A 15,600-nucleotide genomic window follows, 5' to 3' on the forward strand; every position below is an offset into this window, starting at 1 on the left:
CGCGCCCCTAGCGTCGGCTCCGGAGGTTCGTTCGTATGCCTGCATCGACACGACACCACAGAGCCCTCGCAGTGTTCGTACACTGCCTCGGCATCCTCGCCGCCGTGCCGGCCCTGCCGGCAGTGGCGCCGGAGGCCGCGCCGCGACCACCGGCCGCGACAGCCCGACCGGTGGACGCCACGTCGCGACCACCGGCCGCCACCGCACGACCGTCGGAAGCCACAGCCCGACCGCCGGACGCCACCGCACGGCCACCGGGCGGCGCGACCCGACCGAGCGCGGCGCCGACCGGGGTGCCGACGGCCGCGCCGGGGCGGACCACGCGACCACCGGTCGCGGTGGTCGCGCGGATGTCCGCCGAGCCCACCCCGCCGTCGGCGCCACCGGCGGTGGCGCCTCCGTCCCGGGCGCCCGCGTCGGCGCCGCCGCAGCAGGTCACGGTGGCCGTCGCGCCGGAGAGCAGCCCCGCACCGAAGTACCGGATCCAGGTGCGCAACGTGGGCAACGCGCCGGTGGACACCACCGTGCGGCAGGAGCTGCCGCCCGGGTCGTCGCCGACCGCGATCAGCGCCGGTGGCCGGTCCACCCAGGCGGGCGGGTCCAGCACCGAGGTGACCTGGCGGTTGAGACTGCCGGCACACAGCAGCGCCACGCTGGGCACCGCGCTCGCCACGACCGCGCCCGGCCGGCCACTGACCGCGCCGGCCTGCGCGTTCACGAGTGACGGCACCCGGCCGTACGACTGCGCCACGGCCACCTGGAACGCGGCGGCCGCCCCTGCGGCCGAGGTCACCGACGCGCCGCCGTGGCGCCGGTACCCGGTGCTGCTCGCCGGACTGGCGGTCCTGCTGCTGATCAGCGCCGCCCTGGTGTGGGTGTGGCGACGTCGGCGCGCGGGCCGGGTCACGGCCACCGCGCTCGCCAGCCGTAGCGGACCCGCCGACGGTGGTCGCGGAACGATCTACCCGCGCCCGGCAGCTCCGAGTGCGACGCGGCGTCGGCGTACCCCGCCGGTCTGGTTGTTGGTGGGTGCGGCCGTGGCGGTGCTCGCCGGCGTCGTCGGCACCGCGGGCTGGACGGCGACCCGGCAGGTCTCGGCGATCGACACGCAGAAGCAGCCGACCAGCGGAGCGTGGACGGGGACCGGGGTCACCGGGCCGGTGGGGGTGCCCCTTCGCGAGTCGGCGTTCGAGTTCACCGTGTACCGGATGTCGTGCGGAGCGCCCGGCACCGCCGGGAAGGGCGACGGCGGAGGTGCCGCGCCGGCCAACGGCCGACGCTGCCAGGCCACCGTGGGTGTCCGCAACGTCACCGGGGACCACCAACCCTGGCACGGCCAACTGCAACGGGCGTACCTGCCCGGTGGGCGCTGGGTGAGCACCGACGAGTCGGCCACCCGGGCGGCGAACCTGGGTCGGGACATCTTCGCCGACCCGATGGCCGCGGGCAGTCGGACGGTGCTGCCGCTGGTCTTCACCGTCGACGGACGGGACCCGCCGCAGCAGCTGGAGCTGCGCAGTGGGGTGTTCTCCGCGGGTGTGCGGGTGCACATGCCCTGACCGGATGCGCGGGCGGCGGTCGTACCCTGGGGTGCGTGACCGCCGCCCTCGCTCCCGCCGTGCTCGACGCGGCGCAGTGGCAGGCCCGCCGGCGCGCCCACGAGGAGCGGGCGGACGTCTGGCTGACCCCGCACCTGGCCCGCCGGCGGCGTGGTGAGCGGCATCCGGTGGCCGACTTCCTGTTCACCTACTACTCGCACCGCCCGGCCCAGCTCCGTCGCTGGCACCCGGGCGCCGGGGTCGAGCTGCGCGATGCCGATCCGGCCGAGTTCGGCCGGGACTACCGCGCCACCACCGCCGGGGTCATTCTCGACACCGAGGGGGTACGCGCGCGGCGCGGCGACTCGATCGCCTGGATCCGCTCCCTGCTGGCGGCCACCGCCGGGCGGGCGCCGCACTTCGGCTGCTTCGGGATGCACGAGTGGGCGATGGTCTACCGGCAGACCCGCGAGGAGGTGCGGCACAACGCCTGGCCGCTGCGGCTGACCCCGGAGCGGACCGCCGCCGTCGTCGAGGAGCGGGGCGTGCGGTGCAGCCACTTCGACGCGTTCCGGTTCTTCACGCCGCCGGCCCGGCCGTTGAACCTGCTCACCCCGACCCGGGAGACGCAGCACGCGCACGAACAGCCGGGCTGCCTGCACGCCAACATGGACCTGCATAAGCGCAACTCAGGCACCCCTCAGAGGTCGGGGGTATGCAAGCGGCACGAAGCGGACAACAAGGGCCCGAACCGTTGACAAGCATCCCCGCCGCAAGCTGGCTTCCCCAATTGGAAGCTCACGAGAAGCGCACCGACTCCCTTACCGCAGGCCACCGCGCCCGCAAGGCCACGAGTGAACGCCACGCGATCGATGACTTCTTGTACGACTACTACGGCACCAGGCCCTCCGTGCTCCGACGCTGGCACCCGGGCGTCGGCATCTCCTTGGAGCCCGGACCGAACGGCTCTGCCCCACACCGACAGTGGCGTTGGTACGCCACGGACGCGGACGGAGTCGTGAGCTTCGACGTCACAGCGTTCCTCGCCGACCGGGTTGATTCGGTGCGCTTCATCCATCGGCTGTTGTCCGCGATCGCGTCGCGACCAGCCTTCACTGGCTGCTTCGGCCTGCATGAGTGGGCGATGGTGTACCGCCAACGCGAGCATCGGCATCCACTCCCCCTGCGACTTGGGCAAGAGGGCACTGACGCGGTAGTCGAGTCTCACCAGATCCGCTGTACGCACTTCGATGCGTTCCGGTTTTTCACCCCTGACGCGGTTAGCCTCAACCGGCTCCAACCAACGAGGGAGAGCCAGGTAGAGCTTGACCAGCCGGGCTGCTTGCATGCCTCGATGGACTGCCACAAGTGGGCAACCAAGCTGGGCCCTGCGGTTCCGGGGGATCTGGCGCTCGACTGCTTCGAGTTGGCGAGGGACATCCGACTACTCGACATGCAGGCGTCCCCGTACGACTTCTCCTCCTATGGGGAACCGGCGGTGGCCATCGAGACACCTGAGGGCAAGGCCGAGTACGTCGCTCGTCAACGCGAGTTCTCGCAGCGTGCGGGCCGGCTACGCTCCCGGTTGATCGATGTGTGTGCGGCGCTGCTTGAGGGAGCGGAGCCACCGGCAAGGGTGGGGCATGACCCTCTGAGACACCCTTCCCGCACCGCTATGTCATAGCATCCGCCATCTTGCCCCGGTTCCAAGGTCGCCCAGAAGCGGGGATCTGACTCTTGACCTGGGAAGACAACGCTGGCCCGCCAGCCATAACAGGCTCGAACGGCCAGTTCCTTGCCCAAGGAGAGACGACGGCAGTATGGTGAGGGATTGGATCATCACCCACGCACGCCCGCAGGCCGACCTGAGAGCCAGACTGACGGCCGAACGAGCCCGGAGAGTGTAGGGGTATACCCAACGTAAACTCGATGGCCCAGCGGCGCCCTGGGAGGGTTGAACATCTCAGGGAGTGATGGAGCCGGCCAAGAGCTAAGCCGACGGCATCGGGCAAGCTTGAGCAGTGGATGTCGAGGCGGTACGAGTCGAGGGCTATTACGAGGTCCTGGCGCTTCATCGCATGCTCATGGAGTGCAAGTCCGAGGATCTTGGCAGCGTCTACGCAGGCAGCCCGTTCATAGCCGCCATCCAGCATCGCCTGGTTGACGCCCTTGAGGCCGCCGACCCCGGCCAAGGGTGGCGCACCTGGCGGAACGCCGATGCGCACCCCCACCGCGTAGAGGCCATCCGCGCTCACCTGACTCAGGCGGGCGAGTGGTGGCAGGACGCCAACGACGAACAACGTGCGGCATACGTGCGAGACCTCCTCGCACCGTTGCGGCTCTCGCAGGAACTGCTGGCTGAGCTGTCAGGAGCGCCAGCGTCGGCAGGGTGATGCAGCGGCCGGAAGCCGGGGAGTATGTCCTCCTACGCGCGTAGGCGCGCGCCCCCGCGTGCGCGTACCTAAGGAACTACTCCGTAGGAGTAGTGCTGTTCTGCTGTAGATCCACAACCTGTACGCAGTAGATCTTAGATAGACCCCGAAGATCAGGAGCCCGAGATGGGCACTTCGGGGCCCTCTCCCCGGTTCGGTTCCTCCCTTGTTCAGATGCTCGCGACCTTCGCCGGATCTCCCGCCCTGAACAACACATCGACATGCCGCTCATCGGTGCGGCGGACGCCACGCCCCTTCTGGCGGAGACGGCAGCTCACGACAACCGCGAGGATCAGGGACCGCCTGCGGTCTACATCCAACCCATCCCAGTGACGCCGTACCTGCTCGTCCGTCATCCCGGTGACGCCCTTGACCGCGCTGTCACTCCCCAGTTGAGATAGCTGATCCTCCAACCCTTCCACCCGACTGCGCATGGTCTGGGATGCAGTCAGGAACTGCGATCGCGTAACGAGCCCGGCGGCGTAGTCGGTGGCCAGATCATCGAGCCGTGAACGCAGGCTCCCCAGCTCGTCCCTCATCTGCTGAACGGGCAGGTCATCCTCGCTCTGCTCGAACGCTTCCGCGAACTGAGGCGCGGTCAGGAACCGGATCACACGCTCGCTGACCATGGTGTCAGCTTCGTCCTGACGGTGAGATACGCAGTGCTTGAGCTTGCACTCGTACACGGCGTAGCTACCCTGCTCGCCCTTCCGTCCACGCCGTGCCGTGCGGATGGGGCCATCGCACTTGGCGCAGGTAGCGACACCCGTCAGCAGGCTGCGACGGGGACCGCCACCACCAGTCTTGCGGGCAGGGGAGTTGAGCACACGGACAGCGGAACGGTAGATCTCCTCGGGCACCAAGGCATCCCAGTTCCCAGGGCCGACCTCATCCCCTGCGTACGTACGGATAGCGCAGTTCCTGGCAGACATGAGGAGCTGACGAACAGTCGCGCCCGTCCAGCTCCTCCCCCTGGTGGTATGCATGCCCTGGCGGTTCCACTCGTCAGCGATCGACAACAGGGAGCGCCCCGCCAGCAAATCCTGGTACGCACGCTGAACGGCGTCGCCTTCGCCAGCACGAGGCGATCCGTCACGCTCGTATCCGAAGGGTCGAGCCGACCACCAGGGCCGGCCCTGGGAAGCGCGCTGCGTGGCTGCCAGGCGCTGACGAGCAGCCTTCTGCTGGCCCTCGAACTGAGAGAACGCGGTGACCACGTTCGCCATCAGGACGCCTGTCGGGTTGCTCAGGTCCAGCATCCCTGCGGTCACGGCGTGGACGGGTACGCCGTAGCTGATCACCCGGTCCAGCTCACGGGTTAGGCGGACGAGTCGGTCGAGATGCCAGACGATGATGGCGTCCGGCTTCGGGCTCAGGGTGAGCAGCTTCTCGAACGCCGGCCGGACACGGCCGGTCGTAGCGCTGATGCTGTTGTCGATCAGCTCCCGCGTCACCGTCCAGCCTTGACGAGCTGCCAGCTCCCGGCAGGCTTCGAGTTGCCGATCAACGCCCAGCTCGTTACCCAGCTTGTCCAGGCTGAGCCGTGCGTAGATGACGACGTCCATCCCCGCGTTCCCTCCCTTGAAGTTGCCTGTGATGAGGATACGCGCGGACCTGTACAAGTGGGCGTACAAGCTGTCGCCGCTGGTGCCCTCGGAGCTGGTCGCGGACTGTTTCGAGCTGGCCCGGGACATCCGCACGCTGGACATGCGGGCCAGCCCGTACGACCTGGCGGCGCTGGGTTACCCCGCGGTGCGGGTGGAGACTCCGGACGGTCGGGCGGAGTACGCGGCGGCGCAACGCGGGTTCGCCGAGCGGGCCGCCGTGCTGCGCGACCGGTTGCTCGTCGCCGTCCCGGGCTGATCGGGGCTCGGCTCACCCAGTCGCCGCCCGGTCGTCGACAATCAGTCACACACCATCCGGCGGACAGATTTCAGTTCCGTCAGCCGGGTCTGCCCCGAACGGATCATTGCGTTGTCCCATCGACCGCGCGGGGCATCGTGTTAGCTTGATTTTTATGATTACCGGTGCACGTAGACTGATGTTCCTTGCCGGTCTTCTGACGATCGGCATAACGGTGCCCGAAACGGCGTCCGCGAGTGCGGCGACCGGCGGCACAACGTTTGACAGAACCGCAGTTCGTGGCGCGGCGACCGCATTTGGGCCATTCGGCCCCTCCACCTGCGTCGCGGGGACCGTCTGGCGGGAAGCCAGACCAGACGACCACGTCTGCGTGGACCTGAAGACCCGACAATTCGTGAAATTGGACAACCGGAACCCCAACCAGTTCCGCAACCCGGCCGACCGGACCTACGGGCCCGACACCTGCCAGCAGGGGTTCGTGTGGCGCGAGGCGACGCCCAAGGACCACCTCTGCGTCGCGCCCCAGGTGCGCGAGGCACACAAGAAGCTCAACGAAAGCGCGGCCAACCGATGGGTGGCCACCGTTTCCAAGCGCGGCGAGACAACATCGGTGCCATTCGTCCTGTTCGACTACACCGAGCGACTGCACAGCGCCTACAGCGGCCGGGACAATCTGGCCGTCGACACGGCGGACATGAAAGTGCAACCGGATATGAATCGGTCGACGCAGCGGTTCCGTTTTCTGCGTCGAGGCGGACGGGTCGCCCACCAGAACGCCTTCCAGATAATGGACGCCGCGAGCAGACAATGCCTGAGCGTCCGCGACGCCTCGACAGGGAATGGGGCGGGACTGGTGCTGGGGAACTGCCGCTGGCAGCCGAACCAGACCTGGCACCTCCAGCGCCGCGCAGACGACAAGTGGGAGTTGCGGGCCGGGCACAGCGACAAGTGCCTCGACGCGGCCAACTCCGCCCTGACGGCACCGGCGCCCGGCGCCTTCGTGCAGCAGTGGGAGTGCATCGGCGGCCAGAACCAGGCCTGGTCCTTGACCGGCTGACTCCGCGCCGCCCGGGCATGCCGGGGGCGCGGCCGCTCAGTCGCCGTCGGCGCGGCGGTCCCGCTTGCGCTGGGACTGGCGCTTCTTCTCGGCCAGCCGGCGTTCCTTGGCCCCACGGGACGGGCGGGTCGCCCGGCGGGGTGGCGGCGGAGGTGCGGCGGCCTCCCGCAGCAGCGCGGTCATGCGTTCGCGGGCCGCCTCCCGATTGGCCAGCTGGGCCCGGTGCTCACTGGCGGCGATCGTCAGCACCCCGTCGACCAGGCGGTTGGCCAGCCGGGCGAGTGCCCGTGTCCGCAGCCAATCGGGCACGGCCGGCGAGTTGGCCAGGTCGTAGCTCAGCTCGACCCGGGAGTCCGCGGTGTTCACACCCTGCCCACCCGGCCCGGACGAGCGGGAGAAGCGCTCCCGCAGCTCCCCGGCGGGAACGATCCACCGATCGGTCACCCGCAGTCCGTCGTCCACGCCCCGAGGCTAACCCGCGGCGACCCGCCAGGGGTCATCGGTGCGGGGTCTTGCTCTGCGTGGGCGACTGGCTGGGCGCCGGCCCGGCGGCCTCCTCGTCGGAGCCGACCGCCGCGTACGCCACCGCGCCGAAGAGCAGGAGCGCGATCACCCCGGCCTTCACGGCGACCCCGCGGATCAGCGACCAGGCGCCTCGACGGGCGCCCGGCACCGACTTCCGGACCGTCTGGTAGTCGTTCCACCCGCGTCGTGCCCGGGCGTACGCCGACCCCACCGCACATCCGATGACCAGGCCCACCAGCAGGAGGACCGCGAGAAGAGGACGCTCCACCTCCGCCAGTATCCATACCGACAGTGATATTTCCATAGCCCGATGCGGTCCGGCCGGATATCCGACACTGGCCGCGCGAGCGGCTGTCCGGGCAGGTCAGCCGCCCTTACCGATGATCGTGTCGGCGGTCTGCTGCACCTGGTCGATCGGGATGGCGAAGCCGATGCCGATCGAGCCGCTCCCGTCGATGGTGGCGATGGCGGTGTTCACTCCGACCACCTCCCCGCGGGCGTTGACGAGCGGCCCTCCCGAGTTGCCGGGGTTGATGGACGCGTCGGTCTGCACCGCGCGGTGCCGGTTGTTGCCCAGCCGTACCTCGCGGTCCAAGGCGCTGACGATTCCCGCAGTGACGGTTCCGGCCAGGCCGAGTGGTGAGCCCACCGCGAGCACCGATTCACCGACCCGGGTCGCACCCGGTTTGGCCATCGGCAACGGGGTGAGACCGGCCGCCGCCGGCACCTTCAGCACCGCCAGGTCGCTGCGCGGCTCCCGGCCCACCACCTCGGCGGCGAACCGGCGGCCGTCGGGCAGCTCGACGGTCACCGGCCCGCCACCACCCTTGGCCAGGATGTGGTCGTTGGTGATCAGGTGCTGCTGGTCGTCCACCGCGAAGCCCGAGCCGGTCGCGGATCCGGCCGACGTGCCGCCGGCCAGCACCGACACCACCCCGGGCACGGTCTTTTCGGCTGCGGTGACCAGCTCGGCGGGCACCGGGGCGGCGGACGCGGCAGCCGGGCCGGGCGCCCCGTCCCGGGCGGCCACCACGCCCCCGGCGACGGCCCCCGAGACGGCGGAGAGCGCCACCACGGCCAGTGCGGCGAGCAGCCGTCGCGGCCTCCGCTCGCCCGGGTCGCGCTCGGGCGGGTCCCACCACCCGCGCCCGTCCGGGTCGAGTTGGGGTGAGACGAACCAGGGACCGCGTGGTTCGCCCAGTCCGGTCTGTACTGCCATGCGTACTCCTCACGGTCGACGGCGGTGGTGCGCGGCGGTCAGGGCAGGCGGGAGAACCAGCGCATCGATCCGGCGGCGGCGCCCATCGCGAACACCAGTCCGAGGCCGATGAACCGAGCCGAGACGTCCTGCCGCTCCGTGCGGTAACCGACCGAGCTGCCGATGTCGTCGTAGACGGCCCGCAGCTCGTCGGTGGTGCTGGCCTCGTGGAACATCCCGCCGGTCTCCTCGGCGACCTCCTTGAGGGTTTGCCCGTCGACCGGCACCTGGATGGGCCGTCCGCCTCGGTCGACGAACCCGGACGGCGTCCCGAAGGAGATGGCGTGCACCGGCACCTCCGCCGTCACCGCCTCCGCGGCCGCTTCCATCGGGTCCATTCCGGAGGTGTTGGCACCGTCGGAGAGCAGGATGATCCGGGCTGGTGGTGTCTCCTTCGCGGCCTCGCTGTCCAGGCTCTTGACCGCGCCGAGGGACGTGTTGATGGCCTCGCCGATCGCGGTGCCCTGCACGCCGGTGATTCCCTCGGCGAGCCGGCCGATCCCCTCGTCGAGGGCGTCGCGGTCGGTGCCGGGCGGCACCAGCACGGCCGCGCTGCCGGCGAACGCGACGAGACCCACGTTGAACTCGTCGGGCAGGCCCTCGACGAACCGCCGGGCCGCCTGCTTCGCCGCGGCCAACCGGTCCGGTTCCACGTCGGTGGCGAGCATCGACGTGGACACGTCCACCGCCACCATCACCGTGGCACGTTCCCGGGGCACCTGGACCTCGGCGCTGGGGCGGGCGAACCCGACGACCAGCAGGGCCAGCATGGCCAGGAAGAGCCCGGCCGGTACGTGCCGACGCCAGGCGGGCCGCTCCGGCGCCACCCGGTCCAGCAGCCGCAGGTTGGTGAAGCGGACCGCGTACCGGCTGCGCCCGCGTTGCATCAGCAGGTACGCGCCGACGAGGGCGAGTACGCCGAGCAGCAGCCAGAGTCGCAGCGGCGACTGCCAGGTCACGCGACACCTCCCCGTACCGGGGCGACCGGCGCGGTGGCCAGTCGGCGCTGGGCGTGCACGTGCCGGACGATGTCCGCGCTCCAGTCCCCGTCGGTGCGCAGGGGCAGGTGGGTGGCGCCGCTGCGGCGCAACGACTGGTGGATCTGGTCGCGCTGGGCGGCGGCGGCCTCGGCGTACCGCTCGCGCAGCCGGCGGTCCGATGTGCACACCTCGCGGCGTCGGCCGGTCTCCGGGTCCATGAGCGTGATCAGGCCGACGTCCGGCAGTTCCAGCTCACGGGGGTCGGTGACCTCGATCGCCAGCACCTGGTGCCGGACGGCGAGCCGGCGCAGGGTGCGTTCCCAGGGCGCTGGCTGGCCGGGGTCGTCGGGCAGGCCGTCGAGGAAGTCGGAGACCACCACGACCAGACCGCGCCGGTTGGCGATCCGGTGCAGCGCGTCGAGCCCGTCGGCCAGGTCCGGCGGCCTCCACCCCGGCCGGTCGACGGGCGCGGTGGGTCGCGGGGCGGCGAGCAGCGTGCGCAGCAGGGTGAGCAGATGGGTACGTCCGCTGCGGGCCGGGAAGCGGCGTACCCCGTCGGCGCGCAGCACCTGGGCGCCGAGGCGGTTACCGATGCCGGCGGTGAGGAAACCGACCGCCGCGACCGCGGCCACCGCCAACTCCCGCTTGTCCAGCTCGGCGGTGCCGAACTCCATGCTGGCGCTGCCGTCGACGAGCAGCCAGGTGGTCAGTTCCCGGTCGGCGTCGATCTGGCGGACGTGCGGTACGCCGGTGCGGGCGGTCACCGCCCAGTCCATCCGGCGGACCTCGTCCTCGCCCGGTCGGTACTCGCGGCTGCCCGCGGGTTCACTGCCCGGCCCGGGCAGCAGGCCGCGGTACTGGCCGTGCAGCAGTCCGTTGAGCTGGCGCGTGACTGTCAGTTCCAGGCGACGGACCCGCTGGTCCGGGGCCAACTCGGCCAGGCCGGGGTCAGCCGGCGCGACGTTCGCTCGTCTCATGCCGCCGCCAGGTCCGGCGTCTGCTGTGGGTGGCTGCTGGCCAGCCGGGGCGGTGGCACCGCCTCGACCAGCCGTCGCACCAGGCTCTCCGCCGACACCCCGTCGGCCACCGCGTCGAAGGAGAGCACCAGCCGGTGGGCGAGGACGTCGACAGCCAGCTCACGGACGTCCTCGGGCAGCACGTACTCCCGTCCCCGCAGCAGTGCCTGTGCCCGGGCGGCGGCGACCAGGCCCAGGGTGGCCCGCGGGCTGGCGCCGTACGCCAACAGCGGGGCGATCTCCGGTAGCCCGAAGCGGCCCGGGTCACGGGTGGCGAGGATCAGCCGTACCACGTACTCGGCGAGCGCGTGGTGGACGAAGACCCGCTCGGCGTGGGCCTGGAGGTCCCGCAGTCGTTGCGCGTCGAGCACCGGGCGCGGGACCGGCCGGTCGGTGCTCATCCGGTAGAGGATGGCCAGCTCGTCGGCGTCGCTGGGGTAGTCGACCACCACCTTCATCAGGAACCGGTCGCGCTGCGCCTCCGGGAGTTGGTAGACCCCCTCGGACTCGATCGGGTTCTGGGTGGCCAGCACCAGGAACGGTTCCGGGACGGGCCAGCTGCGCCCGCCGATGGAGACCTGCCGTTCGGCCATGGCCTCGAGCAGCGCCGACTGCACCTTGGCCGGGGCACGGTTGATCTCGTCGGCCAGCACCAGGTTGGCCATGATCGGACCCAGTTCGATGTCGAAGGTCTCCTTGGAGGCCCGGTAGATCCGGGTGCCGACGATGTCGGAGGGGACTAGGTCCGGGGTGAACTGGATCCGGGAGAAGGTGCCGCCGACGACTGTGGCGAGGGTCTGCGCGGCCAGGGTCTTGGCCACCCCGGGTACGCCCTCCAGGAGGCAGTGCCCGTTGGCGATCAGTGCGGTGAGCAGGCGTTGGACGAGCCGATCCTGCCCGACGATCACGCGTTTGACCTCGAAGAGGGTCTGTTCCAGCTCGACGCCGGTCGGCTCGGGATCGACCGAGCTGGGCATGCTGGCCAGGGTGTCCGAGATGTCCGTCACGGTGCTTGCTTCCCGGGGCGGGGCCTCGGCAAACGTGGGATTGTGCGGCCCGGACCGGCCCGGAGTGGCCCGAACGGGGATGAGTCGCACGCAAGCGTGACGATCGGCGCGAGGCATCGCGAGAACGGCTGATCGAAGCGAACGGCCCCCGCGCACGAAGCGCGGGGGCCGGGTCTCGATTCGATCAGGGCGTGTGGGTGTGCAGGGTGAAGCCCCGGTCGGCCGGCACTCCCGCCGAGTCACGGGTCTGGATGAAGACCGCGTTGGGCGTGCCCAGCCGCCGAGCGACCGCGACCTCACCACCCGGCGGGATGCAGCAGGAGTCTTGCCGGGAGATGGTGGCCAGGAAGGCGCCGGGCGACACGTTGTAGCCGAACTGCACCTCGTACTCGCCGACGCCGTACTTGAGCACCGTGCCGGTGCCGCGCGCCTTGGTGCCGTTGGCGTTGACGACGGTGAACCAGCTGGCGGCCGCCATCGTGGTGACCCCGCCGGACTTCAGCGCGGCCTTCGCCGAGCGGGCGGATTCGGCGGTGACCGGCGGCTGGCTGTTCGTGTCCCGGGCCGTCGGCTTGGCGGCCGCCTGCGGCGCCTTCGCCGACGGCTGGGCGACGGCGATCCCCCCGCCGACCAGAGTGAGCGCCAGGACAGCGAACGTGACCGCTGCCGCCTTGCGTCGGAAGGATGTTTCCATGACAGGTCCCCCTTGTGTGACCGTGCGAATTCGGCCGACCCGCGGGGCGGGACGGATGACTGCCCATGAATAGGCGGACGACGACACTGGGGTGCGGGAAACCTAGCCCACCGGCAATTGGTGAGGTTGGTTTCTGAACAATCTACATCCCATCTGAGCTGCGATAACTACTCAGAGTTGCGTCGTATGAGCCAGATGGAACGTAGCACCGCAAAAAGCCGGACGTCAATAGTTGATCTCACTTTATCGAGTTGTCGATCAGCCGTCAGATAATTGTGAAAGGTGAACGTTTCGCCATTCACGAAATGGTTTCGGCACACCCATTAGGATCAGCGTCATGATCGTCGACGGGCCACCCACACCCATCCCCTCAGCGCGGTGGTACCGCAGCGCTCGGCTCGGCACGGTGCTCTGCTGGCTGACGGTCGCGCCGATCGCCCTCTGGGCCGCCGTCCGACTGCTCGGCCTGGACCGGGGTCCCCTGGTGCAGGCGCTCGCCTTCACGCCGTACGTCGCGGGTTTCAGCGTGCTGCCACTGGCCCTCGCACTCGCCCTGCGGCGCTGGTGGCCGGCGACGGTCGCGGCCCTGACCGCGGTGGCCTTGCTCGGCGTCGTCGCACCCCGGGCGCTGGCCTCCCCGCAACCCGCGGCGGCCGGGCCGACCGTGCGGCTGCTCACCGCCAACCTGCTCGCCGGCACCGGCGACGCGCGGACGCTTGTCGAGTTGGTCCGGCGGCACGGGGTGGACGTGCTCACCGTGCAGGAGTTCACGCCGGAGGCGCGGGCCGCCCTGGATCAGGCCGGCCTCGACCGGCTGCTGCCGCACCGGCAGCTCAACCCGGAGATCGGCACGCCCGGCTCCGGGCTCTACTCGCGGTGGCCGCTGACCGACGTCGGCCTGCGGCGCAACCTCAACGGGTGGGGCTTCACCCAGGCGTACGGGACGGTGGCCGTCCCCGGCGCACCCCCGGTACGGGTCGAGTCGGCCCACCCCTCGGCCCCGTACGCACTGGACCAGGTCGGCAACTGGCGGGCCGACCTGACCGCCCAACCCCCGGCCACCCCGGACGGCGCCCTGCGGATCCTCGCCGGGGACTTCAACGCCACTCTCGACCACGGTCCGCTGCGCGCCCTGCTGCGCACCGGCTACGTGGACGCCGCCGACGCCACCGGCGAGGGCCTGACCGGCACCTGGGGTCCGTACGACGGTGACCTCATCCCACCTGTCACCATCGACCACGTCCTCGTCGACCGCCGCATCGCGGTCCGGTCGGTGCGGGTGCTCACCCTCCCCGGCAGCGACCACCGCCCGGTCCTGGCCACGCTCACCCTCCCACAGTGATCCTGCCGCCGGGTCAGACCGAGGCGGGGGCCAGGCCGTAGGTGAGAGCGTCGATCAGGGCGTGCCAGCTGGCCTCGACCACGTTGGGGTGTACGCCCACCGTGGTCCAGTCGCGGCCGGTGCCGTCGGCGGTCTCCAGCAGCACCCGGGTCACCGCGCCGGTGCCGTGGCTGCCCTCCAGGATGCGCACCTTGTAGTCGGCCAGCTCGAAGCCGCGCAGCTGCGGGTAGTGCTTGGCCAGCCCCACCCGCAGCGCCTCGTCGAGCGCGTTGACCGGGCCGTTGCCCTCGGCGGTGGCGATCACCCGCTCCCCGCGTACCCGGATCTTGACGGTCGCCTCGGAGACCACCGAACCGTCCTCCCGATGTTCGACGAGCACCCGGTACGACTCCAGGGTGAACGGTCGCGCCGGACCCCCTTCCGGCAGCTCGGAACGGACCAGCAGCTCGAAGGACGCGTCCGCGGCCTCGAACGACCAGCCGCCGGCCTCCAACTCCTTGACCCGCTTGGTGACCCGGGTCAGCGCCTCCGGGCTGCCGGCCAGGTCCAGACCGAGCTCACGACTCTTCAGCTCGACACTGGCCCGGCCGGCCATCTCGGTGATCAGGATCCGCATGTCGTTGCCCACCACCGACGGGTCCACGTGGTTGTAGAGCAACGGGTCGACCTTGATCGCGCTCGCGTGCAGCCCCGCCTTGTGGGCGAAGGCGGCGGCCCCGGCGTACGCCTGGTGGGTGTCGGGGGCGATGTTGGCGATCTCGGCGATGGCGTGCGAGACCCGCACCATCTGCGCCAGGCAGCCCTCCGGTAGGACCGGCATGCCCAGCTTGAGTTGGAGGTTGGCGACGACCGCGAAGATGTCGGCGTTGCCGGGGCGTTCGCCGTACCCGTTGGCGGTGCCCTGGACGTGGCGGACACCCGCCTCGACGGCGGCGATCGTGTTCGCCACCGCGCAGGAGGTGTCGTTCTGCGCGTGCATGCCGAGCAGACCGGCGTCGATCCCCAGCCGGTCGGTCAGGTCGCCGATCACGGCGGTCACCTGGGACGGCAGCATGCCGCCGTTGGTGTCGCAGAGCACCATCCGCTCGGCGCCGGCGGCCAACGCGGTCTGCACCACCGCCGCGCCGTACGCCGGGTCGTGCCGGTAGCCGTCGAAGAAGTGCTCGCCGTCGACGAAGACCCTCCGGCCCTCGCGGACGAGGTGGCTGACCGTGTCGTGGATCATCGCCAGGTTCTCCGCGCCGGTGGTGCGCAGCGCCCGCTCGACGTGCCGGCTGTCGGCCTTGGCGACGAGCGCCACCGCCGGGGTCTGCGCGTCCAGCAGGGCCCGCACCTGGGGGTCGTCGGCGACCGCGACACCGGCCTTGCGGGTGGCGCCGAACGCGACAAGCACGGCGTGCCGCAGGTCCAACTCGGTACGCGCCCGACGGAAGAACTCGGTGTCCTTGGGCACCGCGCCCGGCCAGCCACCTTCGATGAAGCCGACGCCGAACTCGTCGAGCAGCCGGGCCACGGCCAGCTTGTCGACCACCGAGTAGGTGAGCCCCTCGCGCTGGGCGCCGTCGCGCAAGGTCGTGTCGAAGACCTGGAACGTCATCAGGATCCTTTCTCGGAGCAACAAAAAGACCTCCCGCGGGTGCGGGAGGTCTGCGCGCTCGGCGGAGGGGAGAGCCGGCGCGCTAGGTCGCAATAATCAGGGCGGTGCTGGTCACGATGGCCACTCTGCCACTCCTCACCTCTTTTTGGGAGGATCAATCCACATAGCGGGACAGTGACTGAGCGTTCGTTCACCCCGAACGGTCGCTCGTGATCGGCTTCACAAGCCACTGGGCCCCTCATCGGCAGAAACAGCCGTGCGGAAGCATCTGCAACGGATCCAGTGGCGGCC

At 70.6% G+C, this 15,600-nt stretch carries 14 protein-coding genes and 2 pseudogenes; 7 read left to right on the top strand and 9 right to left on the bottom strand.

Annotation, left to right across the window (positions count from 1 at the left end):
- Window positions 1-35 precede the first annotated feature (35 nt).
- The 4 genes and pseudogenes from AB0C01_RS23850 (at window position 36) to AB0C01_RS23865 (ending at window position 3,931) form a co-directional block, all read left to right on the top strand.
- Complete coding sequence (locus tag AB0C01_RS23850; protein WP_357572149.1) at window positions 36-1,559, top strand: hypothetical protein; 1,524 nt, start codon at window positions 36-38, stop codon at window positions 1,557-1,559.
- Between the two features lie 35 nt (window positions 1,560-1,594).
- A pseudogene (locus tag AB0C01_RS23855) lies at window positions 1,595-2,221 on the top strand (3-methyladenine DNA glycosylase); the annotation flags it as partial.
- Between the two features lie 335 nt (window positions 2,222-2,556).
- Window positions 2,557-3,222 carry a hypothetical protein gene (locus AB0C01_RS23860; protein ID WP_357250569.1) on the top strand — a complete coding sequence of 222 codons (666 nt, stop codon included), beginning with the start codon at window positions 2,557-2,559 and terminating at the stop codon, window positions 3,220-3,222.
- 337 nt (window positions 3,223-3,559) lie between these two features.
- Complete coding sequence (locus AB0C01_RS23865; protein WP_357250572.1) at window positions 3,560-3,931, top strand: hypothetical protein; 372 nt, start codon at window positions 3,560-3,562, stop codon at window positions 3,929-3,931.
- A 209-nt stretch (window positions 3,932-4,140) separates the two neighbouring features.
- On the opposite strand, the gene AB0C01_RS23870 is transcribed toward AB0C01_RS23865, so the two are convergent.
- Window positions 4,141-5,535, bottom strand: a complete 1,395-nt coding sequence (locus tag AB0C01_RS23870; RefSeq protein WP_357250575.1) for a recombinase family protein — start codon at window positions 5,533-5,535, stop codon at window positions 4,141-4,143.
- Window positions 5,536-5,581: 46 nt separating this feature from the next.
- Here AB0C01_RS23870 and AB0C01_RS23875 point away from each other — a divergent pair.
- Window positions 5,582-5,833: pseudogene (locus tag AB0C01_RS23875) on the top strand (3-methyladenine DNA glycosylase); the annotation flags it as partial.
- Between the two features lie 370 nt (window positions 5,834-6,203).
- Window positions 6,204-6,890, top strand: coding sequence for an RICIN domain-containing protein (locus AB0C01_RS23880; protein ID WP_357250578.1), 687 nt, complete (start codon window positions 6,204-6,206; stop codon window positions 6,888-6,890).
- Window positions 6,891-6,926: 36 nt separating this feature from the next.
- Here AB0C01_RS23880 and arfB read toward each other — a convergent pair whose 3' ends face one another.
- The 7 genes from arfB to AB0C01_RS23915 all read right to left on the bottom strand — a co-directional run bounded on the left by arfB (window position 6,927) and on the right by AB0C01_RS23915 (window position 12,370).
- Window positions 6,927-7,352: an alternative ribosome rescue aminoacyl-tRNA hydrolase ArfB gene (gene arfB, locus AB0C01_RS23885; RefSeq protein ID WP_357250581.1), complete on the bottom strand. Its 426-nt coding sequence runs from the start codon at window positions 7,350-7,352 to the stop codon at window positions 6,927-6,929.
- Window positions 7,353-7,386: 34 nt separating this feature from the next.
- Window positions 7,387-7,683: a hypothetical protein gene (locus tag AB0C01_RS23890; protein ID WP_357250584.1), complete on the bottom strand. Its 297-nt coding sequence runs from the start codon at window positions 7,681-7,683 to the stop codon at window positions 7,387-7,389.
- Window positions 7,684-7,779: 96 nt separating this feature from the next.
- On the bottom strand, window positions 7,780-8,634 hold the full coding sequence (locus tag AB0C01_RS23895) for a trypsin-like peptidase domain-containing protein (protein WP_357250587.1): 855 nt from the start codon (window positions 8,632-8,634) through the stop codon (window positions 7,780-7,782).
- A 38-nt stretch (window positions 8,635-8,672) separates the two neighbouring features.
- Window positions 8,673-9,632 carry a VWA domain-containing protein gene (locus AB0C01_RS23900; RefSeq protein ID WP_357250590.1) on the bottom strand — a complete coding sequence of 320 codons (960 nt, stop codon included), beginning with the start codon at window positions 9,630-9,632 and terminating at the stop codon, window positions 8,673-8,675.
- Complete coding sequence (locus AB0C01_RS23905) at window positions 9,629-10,630, bottom strand: DUF58 domain-containing protein (RefSeq protein WP_357572150.1); 1,002 nt, start codon at window positions 10,628-10,630, stop codon at window positions 9,629-9,631. Before AB0C01_RS23905 ends, AB0C01_RS23900 begins: the two co-directional genes overlap by 4 nt.
- Window positions 10,627-11,676 (bottom strand): MoxR family ATPase, encoded by a 1,050-nt coding sequence (locus tag AB0C01_RS23910; protein ID WP_357572151.1) that lies wholly within the window; start codon window positions 11,674-11,676, stop codon window positions 10,627-10,629. The genes AB0C01_RS23905 and AB0C01_RS23910 overlap by 4 nt, the downstream gene beginning before the upstream one ends.
- Window positions 11,677-11,860: 184 nt before the next feature.
- Window positions 11,861-12,370 (bottom strand): hypothetical protein, encoded by a 510-nt coding sequence (locus AB0C01_RS23915; protein WP_357250598.1) that lies wholly within the window; start codon window positions 12,368-12,370, stop codon window positions 11,861-11,863.
- A gap of 406 nt (window positions 12,371-12,776) precedes the next feature.
- Between AB0C01_RS23915 and AB0C01_RS23920 the strand changes: the two genes are divergently transcribed.
- Complete coding sequence (locus tag AB0C01_RS23920) at window positions 12,777-13,712, top strand: endonuclease/exonuclease/phosphatase family protein (protein ID WP_357572200.1); 936 nt, start codon at window positions 12,777-12,779, stop codon at window positions 13,710-13,712.
- Between the two features lie 13 nt (window positions 13,713-13,725).
- Here the strand turns inward: AB0C01_RS23920 and cimA are convergent, their stop codons facing one another.
- Entirely contained in the window at window positions 13,726-15,309 is a 1,584-nt protein-coding gene (cimA, locus tag AB0C01_RS23925) for a citramalate synthase (protein WP_357250601.1), read from the bottom strand.
- Window positions 15,310-15,600 lie beyond the last annotated feature (291 nt).

The organism is Micromonospora sp. NPDC048905 (assembly GCF_040649655.1).
Lineage (GTDB): Bacteria > Actinomycetota > Actinomycetes > Mycobacteriales > Micromonosporaceae > Micromonospora.

Excerpts from the sequence above, each read along its gene's own strand:
- AB0C01_RS23895 (WP_357250587.1), bottom strand. The coding sequence starts at position 8,634 with ATGGCAGTACAGACCGGACTGGGCGAACCACGCGGTCCCTGGTTCGTC.
- AB0C01_RS23905 (WP_357572150.1), bottom strand. The coding sequence starts at position 10,630 with ATGAGACGAGCGAACGTCGCGCCGGCTGACCCCGGCCTGGCCGAGTTG.
- AB0C01_RS23870 (WP_357250575.1), bottom strand. The coding sequence starts at position 5,535 with ATGGACGTCGTCATCTACGCACGGCTCAGCCTGGACAAGCTGGGTAAC.
- AB0C01_RS23850 (WP_357572149.1), top strand. The coding sequence starts at position 36 with ATGCCTGCATCGACACGACACCACAGAGCCCTCGCAGTGTTCGTACAC.
- AB0C01_RS23915 (WP_357250598.1), bottom strand. The coding sequence starts at position 12,370 with ATGGAAACATCCTTCCGACGCAAGGCGGCAGCGGTCACGTTCGCTGTC.
- cimA (WP_357250601.1), bottom strand. The coding sequence starts at position 15,309 with ATGACGTTCCAGGTCTTCGACACGACCTTGCGCGACGGCGCCCAGCGC.